The sequence below is a fragment of the Pseudomonas sp. LB-090624 genome, assembly GCF_003205205.1.
In the GTDB taxonomy this organism is placed as follows: domain Bacteria; phylum Pseudomonadota; class Gammaproteobacteria; order Pseudomonadales; family Pseudomonadaceae; genus Aquipseudomonas.
This window is the reverse complement of the sequence record NZ_QJRL01000040.1, coordinates 18,960-32,780: the sequence shown is the minus strand read 5'-3', so window position 1 is coordinate 32,780 and position 13,821 is coordinate 18,960. Positions and strand designations below refer to the sequence as shown.

Annotated in this window: 14 protein-coding genes; 2 read left to right on the top strand and 12 right to left on the bottom strand. The window is 57.3% G+C overall.

Annotated elements, in window-relative coordinates; translation table 11 throughout:
• Window positions 1–234: 234 nt before the first annotated feature.
• Window positions 235–447 (top strand): hypothetical protein, encoded by a 213-nt coding sequence (locus DMX11_RS23780; RefSeq protein ID WP_110747578.1) that lies wholly within the window; start codon window positions 235–237, stop codon window positions 445–447.
• A 67-nt stretch (window positions 448–514) separates the two neighbouring features.
• On the opposite strand, the gene trbK is transcribed toward DMX11_RS23780, so the two are convergent.
• The gene (trbK, locus tag DMX11_RS23775) at window positions 515–760 is read right to left on the bottom strand and encodes an entry exclusion lipoprotein TrbK (RefSeq protein ID WP_110747575.1); all 246 of its coding nucleotides are present in this window, start codon (window positions 758–760) and stop codon (window positions 515–517) included.
• Between the two features lie 600 nt (window positions 761–1,360).
• Here trbK and DMX11_RS23770 point away from each other — a divergent pair.
• Entirely contained in the window at window positions 1,361–1,981 is a 621-nt protein-coding gene (locus tag DMX11_RS23770; protein WP_110747571.1) for a tyrosine-type recombinase/integrase, read from the top strand.
• Between the two features lie 301 nt (window positions 1,982–2,282).
• Here DMX11_RS23770 and dapF read toward each other — a convergent pair whose 3' ends face one another.
• From dapF to DMX11_RS23715, 11 genes are all read right to left on the bottom strand, one after another.
• The gene (gene dapF, locus DMX11_RS23765) at window positions 2,283–3,089 is read right to left on the bottom strand and encodes a diaminopimelate epimerase (protein WP_010954620.1); all 807 of its coding nucleotides are present in this window, start codon (window positions 3,087–3,089) and stop codon (window positions 2,283–2,285) included.
• 69 nt (window positions 3,090–3,158) lie between these two features.
• Entirely contained in the window at window positions 3,159–4,370 is a 1,212-nt protein-coding gene (locus DMX11_RS23760; protein ID WP_158286185.1) for an MFS transporter, read from the bottom strand.
• Between the two features lie 8 nt (window positions 4,371–4,378).
• Entirely contained in the window at window positions 4,379–4,651 is a 273-nt protein-coding gene (locus tag DMX11_RS23755) for an acyl carrier protein (RefSeq protein WP_049586574.1), read from the bottom strand.
• Window positions 4,648–6,201, bottom strand: coding sequence for an amino acid adenylation domain-containing protein (locus DMX11_RS23750; protein ID WP_110747568.1), 1,554 nt, complete (start codon window positions 6,199–6,201; stop codon window positions 4,648–4,650). The genes DMX11_RS23755 and DMX11_RS23750 overlap by 4 nt, the downstream gene beginning before the upstream one ends.
• Window positions 6,198–7,115, bottom strand: coding sequence for a hypothetical protein (locus DMX11_RS23745; RefSeq protein WP_110747565.1), 918 nt, complete (start codon window positions 7,113–7,115; stop codon window positions 6,198–6,200). The genes DMX11_RS23750 and DMX11_RS23745 overlap by 4 nt, the downstream gene beginning before the upstream one ends.
• Window positions 7,112–8,320: an aminotransferase class I/II-fold pyridoxal phosphate-dependent enzyme gene (locus DMX11_RS23740; RefSeq protein WP_110747560.1), complete on the bottom strand. Its 1,209-nt coding sequence runs from the start codon at window positions 8,318–8,320 to the stop codon at window positions 7,112–7,114. The genes DMX11_RS23745 and DMX11_RS23740 overlap by 4 nt, the downstream gene beginning before the upstream one ends.
• A gap of 20 nt (window positions 8,321–8,340) precedes the next feature.
• Window positions 8,341–9,681, bottom strand: coding sequence for a hypothetical protein (locus DMX11_RS23735; RefSeq protein WP_110747557.1), 1,341 nt, complete (start codon window positions 9,679–9,681; stop codon window positions 8,341–8,343).
• Window positions 9,682–9,686: 5 nt separating this feature from the next.
• Complete coding sequence (locus DMX11_RS23730; protein ID WP_110747552.1) at window positions 9,687–10,835, bottom strand: Rid family hydrolase; 1,149 nt, start codon at window positions 10,833–10,835, stop codon at window positions 9,687–9,689.
• Between the two features lie 56 nt (window positions 10,836–10,891).
• Window positions 10,892–11,827, bottom strand: a complete 936-nt coding sequence (locus tag DMX11_RS23725; protein WP_110747547.1) for a chlorinating enzyme — start codon at window positions 11,825–11,827, stop codon at window positions 10,892–10,894.
• 12 nt (window positions 11,828–11,839) lie between these two features.
• Window positions 11,840–12,079: an acyl carrier protein gene (locus DMX11_RS23720; RefSeq protein WP_010954612.1), complete on the bottom strand. Its 240-nt coding sequence runs from the start codon at window positions 12,077–12,079 to the stop codon at window positions 11,840–11,842.
• A gap of 26 nt (window positions 12,080–12,105) precedes the next feature.
• Entirely contained in the window at window positions 12,106–13,521 is a 1,416-nt protein-coding gene (locus tag DMX11_RS23715) for a coproporphyrinogen-III oxidase family protein (protein ID WP_110747544.1), read from the bottom strand.
• Window positions 13,522–13,821: the final 300 nt, after the last annotated feature.

Below are 13,821 nucleotides of genomic sequence, written 5' to 3'. Positions count from 1 at the left end.
GTGGTTTCTCTGGTGAGTGTTTGGTCTTCGCAAACTCAACGTTAGCCAAGAACCACGATGACCATCCTCTTTCGCCTGCAGGGCGCCTTCGGCTGGTTCAGTTACACCACTTCCCGGGACACGATCGGAGTGGCCGCTATCGACCCATAGCAGACCCCCAAGGTAACGGACAGACGCTTTTGTGAACCGAGGGAGTTTTGCTATAACAGCCGGCTATCTCAAAGGAATGAACCTATGACAACCAAATCTGTAATTTTTCTCACCGCTGCGCTTGCTTCAGGTTTCGCCATGGCGGTCGGTGAGGCTGATTATTCAGTGTCAGAAACGCACTGCACTCCTGAGTACTGGGAGAAGCTACCAGATGGCAAAAAGACGGAAGATCTAATCGATAAGTGCGATGATCTGGAGCCATCCGAGAACGGCGGTTCTGGGCAAAAGGTACGCTGAGCGCGACCCGAAGGATAAGGAGCCCGCAGGCTCCTTGTTTGCCGAGGTGGCTTGTCAGGCTAGATTCTCAGAAATTGTCTTCTGGGCTTTTCTTGAATTCCCAATCGGTCATTTTCTTCGCGGCGAGGAAACTCTTGCAGTTTGCGATGAACTCGTTACGGTTCGACTCTTTCGATAAGCTCGCCAGATTCTTTTCGTACATCTCCGGAGCACAGTTGCCTGCTGTCGGCTCGGGCACTTTTTCCTCCGAGCAAGCTGCCAGAATAATGGCCAATCCCATGGCTGCAGCCAGTCGAGCCAATTTGATATCCATATTTTGATCCTTCGGTCATTGCGTTTAGCGTGGTTACGGGCTCCCTCGAGCCCGGCGGTAGCCTAAAACGTGGGGACGTGAAACGCCAGCTCTGACCATTTCCCTCGCCGTACACCAATGGCCGTTTTGAGTCGACTCCGCTGCGCCGTGGTACATACCGTTCAGCTTTCGCAATCAGATTGGCTGACCGCTATGGGTCGAGAGCAGACAGTCACCTCTGACTGCTATCGACCCATTGCGGACGTTCGCCATAAGATCGTCTGCGCCTATGAGATCGAGCGCCGCCCGCGCGGCGCATCGCGAGCTGCGCTCGCTCCTACGTTTGTTTCGGGCCAGTAACACCTGTGCCAATCGCGCGCGATCGTCTTGTTGGTGCGACGCAACATCGCGTCATGCGCCAAAGCCTTCGCGCGCAAACCTCACAGGAATAATTGGCCCGAAATAGACGTAGGAGCGAGCGCAGCTCGCGATGCGCCGCGCGGGCGGCGCTCGATCTCATAGGCGCAGACGATCTTATGGCGAACGTCCGCAATGGGTCGGTTGGCGACCGTCCACCGGATCGAGTTCACCCTTGTTCTCCCCTAACGCGGAGGACAACCCATGAAAACCGGTGCTATCTACACCCATCGCCCATGGAACAAGGGAAAGCTAGTCGGGCAGAAAGCCCCGCTCCGACTCAGAGATATCTGGGCCATCCGGGTAAGGCTCCAGATCGCGGAGAAATCTCGGGATCTGGCGTTGTTCAACTTGGCAATCGACAGCAAGCTGCGAGCCTGCGACTTAATCAAGCTTCGCGTACGCGACGTTGCTCATGGGGAGCACGTGTCATCGCGAGCGATTGTGATGCAGCAGAAAACTCAACATCCAGTGCAATTTGAGATCACCGAGCAAACCCGTATGGCTTTGGAAGCCTGGATGCATCAGGCTCACCTCCGTAGCGAGGACTGTCTGTTTCCGAGTCGGCTACACGGTTCAGATCATCTCTCCACCAGGCAATACGCGCGAATAGTGAAAGCCTGGGTGACAGCCGTTGGCCTTGATCCAGCGCTGTACGGCACCCACACGCTGCGGCGAACGAAGGCCTCATTGATCTATCGTAGAACCAAGAATCTGAGGGCAGTCCAACTCTTGCTTGGCCATACGAAGCTTGAAAGCACCGTCAGATATCTGGGGATTGAGGTCGACGATGCCTTGGAGATGGCAGAGCAGACGGAGGTCTGACCATCTAAAGCGACGGTCGAGGGCAGACCGTCGCTAACCGACCCAAAACGGGCATTGATCAAGGCACTTTAGCCTGTTCCGGCCTCATCGTCCGATAGCCGGCTACGAACAGAGTTACGCCTGCTTCCTGGACTATGCCAACCCGGTGGGGGCTGCGCTTGCAGATCATGAGGCGTGAAACGGCCACCTTCTCGGATAGCTGTCCGCTTCACGCTCTGATGAGGCTAGCCACTATTTACGATGTCGCCTCAGATCCAGACGTCATTCAGTACAGTTCGCTCCCCGCCTTCATGACCGGTACTCAGTCCGCCTGAGCCAAGCATTCACTGTCCAGCGAGTAGAGGCCGACCCTGCATACCGGCCCTTGCATCAACACGTGATAGTCGTCGTCCAGTTCGATCATGATGACGCCGCCGGCCATGTTGACCGCTACCCGAGGACCTACCAGTCCAAGTCGACGCGAGACTGCCGCAGCAGCGCAACTGCTGGTGCCGGAGGAAAGGGTGTAGCCGACCCCCCGTTCCCAGATCTGCACCTCGAGCGTCTGACGATCGATTACCCGCACGAACTGAACATTTGTGCGGTCGGGGAAGATCGACAATCGCTCGATGAGCGGTCCCAACTGTCGTGCCAGCGTTTCAGTCGGTTGATCCACGAACACCACGCAATGGGGGTTGCCCATCGAAACCGGATGCAACTGCAAAGGTGTGCCGTCCACGTCAACGGTGAACGCCGCAGTATTGGCAAAAGCAGCCTGGCCCATGGCGATCGAAATCCGCTGCCCGTTGTCGAGTACCTGGCAGGTGACGATCCCCCCTTTGGTCGATATTTCAAAGGGTGAACCGGCCACGATATTCTGATCCCACAAGTAGCGGCAGAGAATACGCAGGCCATTACCACTTTTCTCTGCCTGGGAACCGTCTGTGTTGTAGATCCGTACCGACAACCGTTCACCTTCTTTGATCACCGGCACCAGTATGCCGTCGCTGCCCAACCCGCGGTGTCGGTCGCAAATACGTGAAATCATCGGTTTGGAGCAATCAAACGGTACGCAGTCCCGGTATACAAGGTAGTCATTTCCAGCCGCATGGTATTTATAAAACTGCATTAGCTAAGGCACCAGAATGATCAGAGAAGTGAGGGTGAGACATTGACGACCAATGCGCGTACTGAAGCATTAAAGATCTCCCCGCGCAAAGTTGCCCGGGGTCAGTCGAGGGCGCATGGCACAAAGGCTGCTACCCGCCAGCACGCAGGCGATCAGTGAGAAGCACAAACCCTGGGGGCCCGCGAGCGATAGTATGAATCCACACCACGCCGGGCTGACTGCCGCCCCCAAGCTCGCCAGATTGTGTGCGGCGAAATAACTGCCTTTGAGGGGCGGCGGGCTGATCGAGTCAATGTAGAGATACTCCGCTGGCTGAATCAGCAGCTCGCCAAGGGTGAAAACTAGCATGGACAGACACCAGGCAGTAAGTTGCTCGGAAACCGAAAAACCGAGCAATCCGATAGAAAACAACAGGGCGCCCATCATGACCCGACTGTTCAAAGTTTCGAGCGTGATGTAACGGCTGACGAGGCGTTGCAAGGCAATGACCGTGATGGCGTTGGTCAGCAACAACCAGGACAGCATCTCCATACCTTGGTTGGCAGGGTACTGATACAGCAACCACAGGGACAGGAAGAACGTGAAGCGACCGTGAACGACGGTGTTAAAGAATGACCCCAAGGTATAGAGAACCAGATTTCGATCGTTGCCCAAGACTTTCAGGGCGTCCGCCAATGAGGGCGCCCCTGTCTTCAGCGAGGTGCGAGGTTGGCCCTGACTTGCGCCCAGGCACATCATCACCACCATCGCTGCCCCGCAGGCACCCGCTGCCACCAAAAGCGCCAGGGTAAGTGAGACTTCCGCCAACCGGACCCCGAGCACAGGGCCGATCGCGAATGCCACGTTGGTCAGGATGTAGCGGTAGGAGAACGCCGAGACGCGTTGCTTCACGCTCACGAAATCGGCCAGCAGCGCTTTAAGACCAATGCCGAAGAGTGCGGCGGCGAACTCCATGAACACCAGTAGCAGGCTGACGAGCAGAATGATCTGGGCAAAGGGCAGCAGGCCTACAGCCAGCGTCATGAGCAACAATGTGATAGTGGCAAGGTGCAATCGCGCGAAACGGTCGAATAGCAGCCCTGCCGGCAATGACATCAGCGTTGCCAGCAGCATTGAAATGCCCAGCAGCGCCCCTGTCTGCCAGCTGTTCAGGCCAAAGCGGGTGGTCAGCAGAAGAACCATCAGCGGGCTGGCTATTCCCTTGCTTGCATCGTGCAGCAGGGAACCCAGCAGGAGCGAGTGCAAGGGCGAGTGTGGCCGTGACCACGAAAGAATGGACATGGGCTGCATCAAGCTCCTGTGGACGTTGGCCTCGCCTGCCGGCGATCGGCGCACAGTGGCTGGAGCGAGGCCAGTGTGAGTGCGTGAAGATTGGCAAAGTTGGCCGGGTCGAAGACGATGCCGAACTCATTCTGAAGATGTGTAATCAATACAATTATCCCCATCGAGTTGATTCCCTGCGCGTGAAGCGTGGCTTCTGGGTCCAAAGGGGCGGGCAGATCAGGAAACAACCTGCTCAACAGCTCGGTAAGTTCGGCACGGCTAATCAGGCTGGTGCTCACGGCAGGCTCCTCTGATTCATCAATGTTGCCACCAAGGCCCGGCGGTCAACCTTACCGCTCTGATTCAACGGAAACGCTTCGACCTGAGAGAAACGCGAGGGAGTTGTCGCCTGACCGATCCGTCTGGCACATGACGTTGTAATTGCCTGGATGTCCAAGGGCATATGAGCGATCAGGAACGCGTGCAGCTCATCACTCACCTTACCCTTGCGCTTGACCACGATGGCATCGCGCACCCCTGGGCAGTTGCGCAAGGCGAGTTCGATTTCTTCGAGCTCGATGCGAACGCCATTGATCTTCACCTGGTTATCTCTGCGTCCGAGGAACACGATATCGCCGGTCGGCAGGGCACGCGCCACGTCACCGCTGAGATAGAATCTCACCTCGCCGGCACCCTCGACCTGCAACCTGCGAAAGCGCTGCTCGGTCAGCGGCGCATTGTTCAGATAACCATCCCCCACACATATACCGCCGATGATCAGCTCGCCTGCTTCCCCCGTCGGGACGGGTTGCAGGTCTTCGTCGACGATGCACACATGTGTTCCTGCAATGGGTTTGCCTATGGGGATGACATCGCTGGCGTAACCGCGTGGCGGATTGAAGACCAAGGTGCCAATGGTGGCCTCGGTCGGTCCATAACCGTTGTAGATACGGCAGTTCGGCAAGCGCTGATGAAGCGCACTGATCAACTCAACTCCCCAAGGTTCTCCGCAGCAAACGATATGCCTGAGGTGCTGGCAGGCATTGATTGCCGGGCTGGCGAGAAGATGCTGCAGGTGGCTGGGTACCATGATGAGCATGGTGACACCGTGCTCGGCGATGCAGGCCGACAGGTAATTGGGAAAGTTGACTCGGTTGTGGTCAGGCACGAACACGGCGCCGGCGGAAAAAAAAGGCAGCACGGCCTCCTGGATCGAGGGGTCGAACGAGGCCTGGGTTTTCAGGGCCGTGACATCTTCGCTGCCGAGCGCGTAATAGTCTTGCGCCCACTGCAATCGGTTGAAAAAGCCTTTGCGGGTAATGCTCACGCCCTTGGGCACGCCGGTCGAGCCTGAGGTGAAGATCAGGTAGGCAGTCGCTTCGGGTGAAGGCTCCGGGAACAGGTCGAAGGCAGCACCGACGGGCTTGCCCGAAAACAGAGACGAGAGCGTACAGGTTGGTATTGCGTCATCAGGCTTTTGCTCGTCCGTGATCATGAGGGCCGGCCGGGCCTGTTCGCAGATCGCCCGCTTGCGCTCAGGCGGCAGAGCTGCGGCGATTGGCAAGTAGACCAGGCCAGCGAGCAGTAACCCCAGGACAACGACGGGATAGCGCAGTTGCACTGTCGCATTCACCGCAACCACATCCCCGCTGCGCACGCCGAGTTCATGCAGCCGAGCGTGCAGTGTGAGCAGTTCGATCCTTAGTTCGCTGTAGGTCAAGCGCTGGTCCTCGTCGAATGCCGCTGCATTCGATGGGTAGCGATGGATGATACGCTCGATGTATTCGACCAGCGAGAAGTGCACGGGGTAGGCAGGCCCTCCCGTGATCGTCAGTAATGCCTGGTTCATGCTGCGCTCCTTGCTGTGTGGCGTACGAGACTGATTCCCTGATGAAGATCCGCATAGCCGATCAGAAGGTAGTGCTCATCGGCCGCTATTTGCCGCTGCGAAAGCTCGGCGAGCGCCATCAGGTAATCGCTGGCGAAGCAGTGAGCCATTTGCGTCGCAGCGCCCGCGAACCGTTGCGGGGCTGAAAGGCCGAGGCGGTTCATCAGCATGTTGACAACCGGCAGGTAGAAGTTGGGCAGTACGACTTTGGCGATGTCTGATCGCTGCAGCCCATAGCGGCCGAGCAAGCGCGTGACCTGAGTGTCCAGGGACGCGAGATCGCCGCGGAAGAATGCGCCTGGGTCGGATGCTCTGCCGAAGCTGCAGGCGGTATCGACCAGGGTTAGCGATGAGCTTTCGCCGCTGCTCAGGATCATCCCGCCTGCCGCATCGCTGAACATGCAGTTGCGATCGAAACGATGCGCCTCACTGACGGACGTGTCGGCGGTGACCAGCAGTACGTTTTTGCACTTGCCTGAGCCTATCAAGGCATCGGCCAGGTGCAGTCCGTTGAACAGGCTGTTGCAGCCACTGAGCGTCAGCCCCGTGACCGGCACGGACCCGAGGCCGCAGTTATGCATCAGGGTGTCGAGGCGGTCGTTGCCTTGCAGGAAACTCATGGAGAATCGACTGCTGCAAACCATCAGGTGATCAATACATTGTGCTGACCCCGAGTTGGTCAATATCCGCCTGATCAAGTGCTCGGCCAGCTGGAAGGCATCACCCTGCGTCCGGCCGAGTCGGTGCCAACCCATCAGCTGCGGTGCATCAGGAAGGCCATATTCGCGTCGCTTGCGCTCGAAGTCCTCCACCTCGAAATAGGGAAACTGCTGCTCGCCGAGTACACTGTCGACATTGTGAAGAGAGACAGTCATGCCGATACCCTCTCGGCAAGGCTGAACTGTACGTTGGACAGTTGCTGACGCAAACGGTTGAACACGGTTTCGGCTTCGCCGCAGAACGCCACGGAAAAGCGTACCTGATGACGCCCGGCCACCTGATAGGGGATCGTCAGGATACCCAGCTCAGTGGCCAGGTATTGCGAAAAGTCCCTGGCAGTGGCGAATGTCCTGCCGTTGCTCACAGCCGCAGGACATCGCACGTAAACAAAGAATGCGCCGTCAGCGTTTAACACCTCCAGGCCATGTGCCTGGAGAATATCGACCATTACCGCACGTCGCTGAGCTATGCACTGGCAAAGGCGTTCGGCGAAGCCCCGGTCGTCGAGAATGCAGGTCACGGCATCGAGTAAAATACGCGGCTGCCCACTTTCATGCAGCAGGCTGAGCTTGCCAAGCGCTTCGATGATTGCGGGTGCGGCAAGGATAAAGCCAAGGCGCCAGCCGGGAATCTGCAATGACTTGGAAAACGAGTGCACTTCAATGCAATGGCTCGAGGCGCCCTCGGAGTAGAGGAACCGTCCACGGGGGCGCTCGGCCGGTAGCAGATCAGAATAGGCGGCATCGTTGATCAGCAGAATGTCGTGGTCCCTGCAGATTGCCAGCAGCCGATCGCATTCCTGTTGAGAAGCCACTTTGCCCGTCGGGTTGTTGGGGTAGTTGACGATCAGCAACTTGGCACGGGCGAGGACCTCGGGTGATAACTGATGCAGATCCGGAAGGAAATCGTTTTCCTCCAGCAATGGCAGATGTACCACGGTCGCACCCATGCGCCGGGCAATGGTAGAAAAGATCGGGTAGGCCGGCGTCGTGGCGAGAATGACATCCCCTGTATCTATCAGGGCCAGGCATAACAGGTTGAGCGCCGACTTGGCGCCGCTGGTGGGTAGAACAGCCAGTGCAGGCGGCGCGTCCATGCCTTGGGTGGCATGGCGCAGGCAGGCGGCCTCGTACGCCGAATGATGATAGACATAGCCATGCAGCTCACGCCGCGTGGCCAGTGAGCTCAGCGCCTGGGACAGTTCGTCGGCCGGGGGGATGAAGGCATCTGCCACGCCGAAGTCCAGCAGTGGTTGTCCCGCTGTGGAGGACTTCAGCGTGCGGACCCACTTGAAAAAGTCATCGCTGTCCGGGGCCAGACTGGTCTCGCGAAAGAAAGTGTTGAAGACAGTCGCTTGCATGGTCGCGCTCGCTCGAAGGGTCAATAGTGCTCATCGTTGAAGTTGGTCAGGTGTGCAGTGCCTGAGAACCCCCCGTGATGGCTGTAACCGCGCACATGGCGCAGGCTGCGATGCTGCATGTCGTAGACGTAGATGAGTTCATTGGATACCAGCAACACGTAGCGGCCGTTATCGGAAGTCTCTATCCAGAGAGGCATGTGACCCAACAGGGTGCAGAAGTGCAGCCCCTGAGTCGCGATGGACTCATGTGCGAAGAGTTGCTCGTCCCTGATGCACTGCAGCGAAGACTCCCTGACGATGTGGAACCGGTTGGGGTAGGCGCTGAGCACGATGTAGTGTTCGCCCTGATAACTGAACAACTTATGGGATGTCAGGCGATACAACGCCTCAGGTTGATAGTGGTCTCCCAGGCTGAGCACGCCCTCCCGAACAGTGCCTGCTTGCAACGTCGCCTCACCGTGCAATATCAATTTGCCGTGGGCTTTGGATAGGTTGTGACAGGACAGGTAGAACCGCGCAGGGTCGCTGCGTGAGAACTCGATATGCCCGGGAGTGCCCGCAGGAACGATCTGTGCGCAGGACTGCCCGGTCGACTTGTCCACTAGGTAGATTCGGTTAGCCTGCAGGCCTCCCGCCTGATAGGCCCGCCACTGCGCTGGGTTGGCAAAAGGGTCCCCTTCTGGAGAAGGCGGACGGACATTGGCGGCCAGGCAGAATTCAGTCAGTACCAGATAACGTGGGTCCGGGCTCTGCTTGACTTCGTGCAGTGCTTCAAGGGTACGCAGCGAAGCCAGCTTGCGTGGGCTTTTCCAGCCTGTATCCAGCGCGTACAGCTCGCTATCCAACTCCTGCGGCCCCGTGCCATAGGCCCGCAAGCGCTGCTGCATATCCGTCATCGTGTACAGGTATTCGCCTGTGTCGCGATCAAGTGAGTTTTGTGCGGACATCATGCGCGGTATGAAATCATTGTGTTCCGATACATGGCCGACGTGGTGCTGGGAAAAATCGATTTCTCGCGCATAGCTACAGTTGTGCATGCCAACTACAACGCGGCCGTCACTCAGTTCGAGTGCTTCATGCGGTTGTACGAAACAATAGGCGACAGCCTTGCTGGAGCCACAGGCGTAAGGGTACTGGTCCGGGGCGAGGTGCTTTTCTATGTATCCGGACAATGCCGAAACATAGCTATCGACCTGTACGGCGCAGCTCTTGATCGACTTTTGGGCAAAGTCGATGAGGTAGTAGCACTCTCGATTTTCCCAGAGGCCACCGATGAAGATGCGGCCCGTCAAGTCCTCCGGCAGATGCCAGTGGGAGGGAAAGGGTTTTTCGTCGAATTGAGCGCTGTCAGTGATCGGCATGATGCTTACTCCGGCATAACGGCAACAGCTTCGATTTCCACCAGCAACTCGGTTCGGCAGACATCGGCTTGGACGAACGTCGCCACCGCTCGTTCCGGGAGAAGCGCTGCGCATACCGCGCGCACCACCGTGATGTCTTCGCGGCGTTTGATGTACACCGTGTAGCTGACAATGCTTTCAAGCCCTGATGTCGCGGGATAGCAGTCGTAATCCGAGAGCAGCCTGGCGCTGAGCAAGTTGTTTATGTTTTCAAGTGTCTGTCTGGTTTGCTGCTCGATATTCCCGACATGGACGCTCTTTGCACCGATGATACTGGCCGTTCCAGACACGAACACCATCGCCTGTGCGTCGCCGAGGATTGCTACCGCCCGGGAGAACAAGGGCGCGATCAGGCTCTCCTCTTTAGGGTACTGGAACGCGCTCGTCTGGCGTCGGTTCTCCAGTGCGACCACTCGCATGCCCGAGCGAATCTTGCACGAGAGCATCCCGAGCGTGAGTGAAGAGCCGTGCGTACCTATCCCGGTACTTGCCGGAAATGGCGAGCACAGTGCCCCCATACCGATCGAGACTTCTCGGAAAGCATCCTGTCGGGCCGCATTGACCCGTTGATAGCGGGTTTCATCGTGAGGACCTTGAGTGATGCCGCCAATGTAGATCCAGGTGCGGAGCAGGTCATCCGGCATGTGCCCCTGGGCATGAGCGGATTCCAGGCCGTCGTAGAATTGTCGGCTGAATGCCGGGGAAACTTGCGTATCGTCGAGCGCATGCGCGTTGCTGGCCGAGAACAGCCATTGTAACGCCGCGGGCGAGCCGATCACGGCTGGTGCATCGGCAATGGCAGCTGTGTCTACCAGCCAGGCACTGATTTGAATTTGCCCCGAGAAAGGCGGCTGAACGACTACCTCAGCCCGTGAAAGCAGTGCCTGGAAATCCTTCAGTTGCTCCAGAACGGTGCCGATCTGTTTCTGGTTGCTCACTGCCACGACAAGACGCAGCACGCCAAGTGGTGCCTGTGCGTTGCTGGATGGCGGCAATGATTGCAACAGGCAGTCGCTGAATGTGTCAGGCGTACACGTGGCACTGATGAATTGATGACGAGAGCCGGCGAAGGGCAACGCAAATGCGTTGCCCCCGGAGGGAATGCTGTTAGCCATTGATGATCTTCCTTTAACTGACGGGAGGGCGCGCAATCGATTCGGGGGCCAGAGCGTTACGGAATTCGGTTAAACGCCTTGCCACGAGTGGTTTGCGAGCGCACGCGGTTGTGTCCGAATGCGTCTTCCCCGCCAACGATGACGGTGCCGTATTGTTCAAGGCTCACCGTTCGGCCGAACTCGGTCAGGGTGTCTGCATCCGGGTAGACCCTCACGGAGGTGGGCACGTAGCGCGAAACGTAGCCCAGGCGCGGCGTGGTCGTCTCTCCCAGATGAGGAAGCGAACCATGGAGGAGGGTGGACCAGAAAATGATGAATTCACCCTTCTTCATGGTGAAGTAGATGGCCTTCGATTCATCTGGCGCCCAGTCCGGGTCTACCTGCAAATCGCGATAGTCATAGCCATAGAAGCCGCGCGCCACGCCATTCTTGACCAGCCCGTGCTTGTCCTGGGAGTAGGCGGCCGCCTTTGATTCGTCGTAGAACCGCGCGTGCTGAGTGCCGGGGATGATGCCCATCGGCCCCATGTCCAGCGTTACGTCCGAGAGCGCCGTCCAGACCGTGACCGTTCCCCCTTGCAACGACTCTTCGGGCCAGCGCAATGCGTCCTTGCCCCCGTTGAGGCCGGCGAACGTGTCGCCCTGGTGCCAGTCAGTCCCTTCATCGCCTGGGTACTTGGGGAAGAACTCGGAGCGCCAACAGGCCACATCACGCCCGAGCAGTTGTTGCAGCTTCGAGATGATGGCGGGATGGCAAACATGATCTGCGAGCTCATCGATGTCCAGGTGGCGGTCGTAGCTGGAGATCGGATCCTTGGTGGATTCGGCTTTACCGAACACCGACTGGGAGTGATCGAACGTCTTCAGCCGCGCGCGTCGCCAGATGTCTTCGATCTCGCTCTGGGAGTAGGCTGGAAACGGCCCTAGATAGCCCTCTTTTTGAAAGAACGCCACTTGTTCGTCAGTGAGTGGCTGATGAAGATCATTCGTCATTACGGTTGCTCCTTAACCGATGTTCTCAAGCGTGATTTTCCGGCTCAATGTTGCAGCCAAGGCCGTTATCGAAGCCCCTTCGGTGAGGACGTCGAGGCTGGCGGAGAGATTGAAGCGCTTATTGAGTTCATCAATAAGAATCGCTATCTGCAAAGAGTTGATGCCCTGCTCGAACAAGTCGGCATGTGGGTCGAATACCGAGGTGTCGACCAGATCAGCTAGTATCTTCTCGATCGCATGGATGATCGTCATTGGATAAAGGACTCCCAGTCAGGCTGTCAGATGTTTACCGCAGCAATTTTAATGTCCGTATTGAATGCGCCTTCGACGAACGCGCGGGCCAAATCATCGATCAGCCAATGGATGAGTGAACAACCCGCCTCGGTGAACACCAGCCACTCTGCATCATCGATAGCCAGGCCCATGGCGACCCAGGTATCGAGCAGTTGTTCTACGGCGGGACGCGTTACTCCACTCTCAGCCAGCAGGTGGGCTCTCTTCACACGGCTGAATACCCGGATGTAACGCATGAACTTGACCATGAATCGTTCTTTGTGATCGAACAGCGAACCACTGGCCAACGGTAATCGGCCGCTTCGCACACGCTCCATCCAGCCATTGAGTGATTCATGGTTTTGCACCCAATGGCTGGCGGCTGTGGAAAAGGCCCCCATGCCCAGGCCGAAATAGGGAACGACTGTACTCCAGCGTTCGATCATCGTTTCCCATGAAGTGATGGCTTCTGTCTTCCTGGCTTTAACGAACCACCCCAAGGGGCTTTCCTGGTAGCCGCATGCTTCGAGGTAGGTTTTGCCAAGGAAGTACATTTCCCTGGCCTTGTATTCGGAGACCGTTGCCCAAGGTTGCTGGCGGGCCAGTTGATAACTCTTGGTGCCGGCAAACAGTTCGTTGCGATAGAAGGTGATGGAGGGCACATCCAGATTCACCAGGTCTTTCAGAGTCAGAAACACCGACTCAAGTGATTGCCCGGGCATCCCATATAAGACGTCGGTATTAACCAGATCGAAATGCTCCAGTGTGGTGGCCACCCGCTCCAGAAGTTTTTCTCGCGGCAGGATCCGCCCTTCCCGTTGCCGCAATGCCGTATCGGTGGATTGCACGCCCAGGCTGATGCGATTGACCCGAGCGCGGAGCAGTTTCAGTTTCGATGTGGTCAGCGTTGCCGGGCTCGCCTCCAGCGTGATCACCGGATTGTCGGCAAGTCGACTGCGTTGCAAGGCGCCATCGACGAAAGCCGCGAGCAGGTCGTTGTCGAGAATGGAGGGCGTTCCACCTCCGAAGTAGAGACTTCCCGCGGGTACCGAAGCTAGCCCGGCATTGTTGTAGATATCCAGTTCCTTGAGGATGACCTCGATGTATTCGCGTTTCTCTTCCACGCGTGGGCTACGCGAGTAGGCAAGGTCGCAGAATGAGCAGGTTTGAATGCACCACGGCACGCCAAGATAAAGCGCCGTATTTTTGGCAGCGGCCAGTTCCTGGACGATGGCCTGCTGCGCCTGTAGGGGTGACAACGGCGCGCTGATGCTGCGGCTTGCCATGTGACGCAAGTTATCGAAGCGATGTGTGAAGGCCGTGCGATCAACCCAGAAGTGGGCGGGTACGTCTTGATAACGATGGTTCATTCGCGTCATGGCCGCATTCAGAACATCATTGAAATTCGAGTTGTAAGCCATAGCGCGCACGCGACCTCCATTGTGAATTATTTCAACCCAAAGTCCCTGGGTATTGTTCGGCAAAGAGTGCCGGCGGCGGGGATACTCAATGATCTTTTAGGCAGCTGTCAATCTATATCAAAAATGTATTGCCTGTGAAAAAGTTGATATTAATAAGTGGTGCGCGGTAATGGTTTTACGTATTTTTAAAAGGTGGATTGGTTTGGTTTTATATGCGGCGGGGTTGATGTTCCTTGCAGTAAGTGATTTGAAGGGCATAAGTGTCGCGGGCTACGCTGAAGGTGCGAGCCAGGGCGATAC

Excerpts from the sequence above, each read along its gene's own strand:
- DMX11_RS23730 (WP_110747552.1), bottom strand. The coding sequence starts at position 10,835 with ATGGCTAACAGCATTCCCTCCGGGGGCAACGCATTTGCGTTGCCCTTC.
- DMX11_RS23780 (WP_110747578.1), top strand. The coding sequence starts at position 235 with ATGACAACCAAATCTGTAATTTTTCTCACCGCTGCGCTTGCTTCAGGT.
- DMX11_RS23725 (WP_110747547.1), bottom strand. The coding sequence starts at position 11,827 with ATGACGAATGATCTTCATCAGCCACTCACTGACGAACAAGTGGCGTTC.
- trbK (WP_110747575.1), bottom strand. The coding sequence starts at position 760 with ATGGATATCAAATTGGCTCGACTGGCTGCAGCCATGGGATTGGCCATT.
- DMX11_RS23735 (WP_110747557.1), bottom strand. The coding sequence starts at position 9,681 with ATGCCGATCACTGACAGCGCTCAATTCGACGAAAAACCCTTTCCCTCC.
- DMX11_RS23770 (WP_110747571.1), top strand. The coding sequence starts at position 1,361 with ATGAAAACCGGTGCTATCTACACCCATCGCCCATGGAACAAGGGAAAG.
- DMX11_RS23745 (WP_110747565.1), bottom strand. The coding sequence starts at position 7,115 with ATGACTGTCTCTCTTCACAATGTCGACAGTGTACTCGGCGAGCAGCAG.
- DMX11_RS23750 (WP_110747568.1), bottom strand. The coding sequence starts at position 6,201 with ATGAACCAGGCATTACTGACGATCACGGGAGGGCCTGCCTACCCCGTG.
- dapF (WP_010954620.1), bottom strand. The coding sequence starts at position 3,089 with ATGCAGTTTTATAAATACCATGCGGCTGGAAATGACTACCTTGTATAC.
- DMX11_RS23760 (WP_158286185.1), bottom strand. The coding sequence starts at position 4,370 with ATGTCCATTCTTTCGTGGTCACGGCCACACTCGCCCTTGCACTCGCTC.
- DMX11_RS23715 (WP_110747544.1), bottom strand. The coding sequence starts at position 13,521 with ATGGCTTACAACTCGAATTTCAATGATGTTCTGAATGCGGCCATGACG.
- DMX11_RS23740 (WP_110747560.1), bottom strand. The coding sequence starts at position 8,320 with ATGCAAGCGACTGTCTTCAACACTTTCTTTCGCGAGACCAGTCTGGCC.
- DMX11_RS23720 (WP_010954612.1), bottom strand. The coding sequence starts at position 12,079 with ATGACGATCATCCATGCGATCGAGAAGATACTAGCTGATCTGGTCGAC.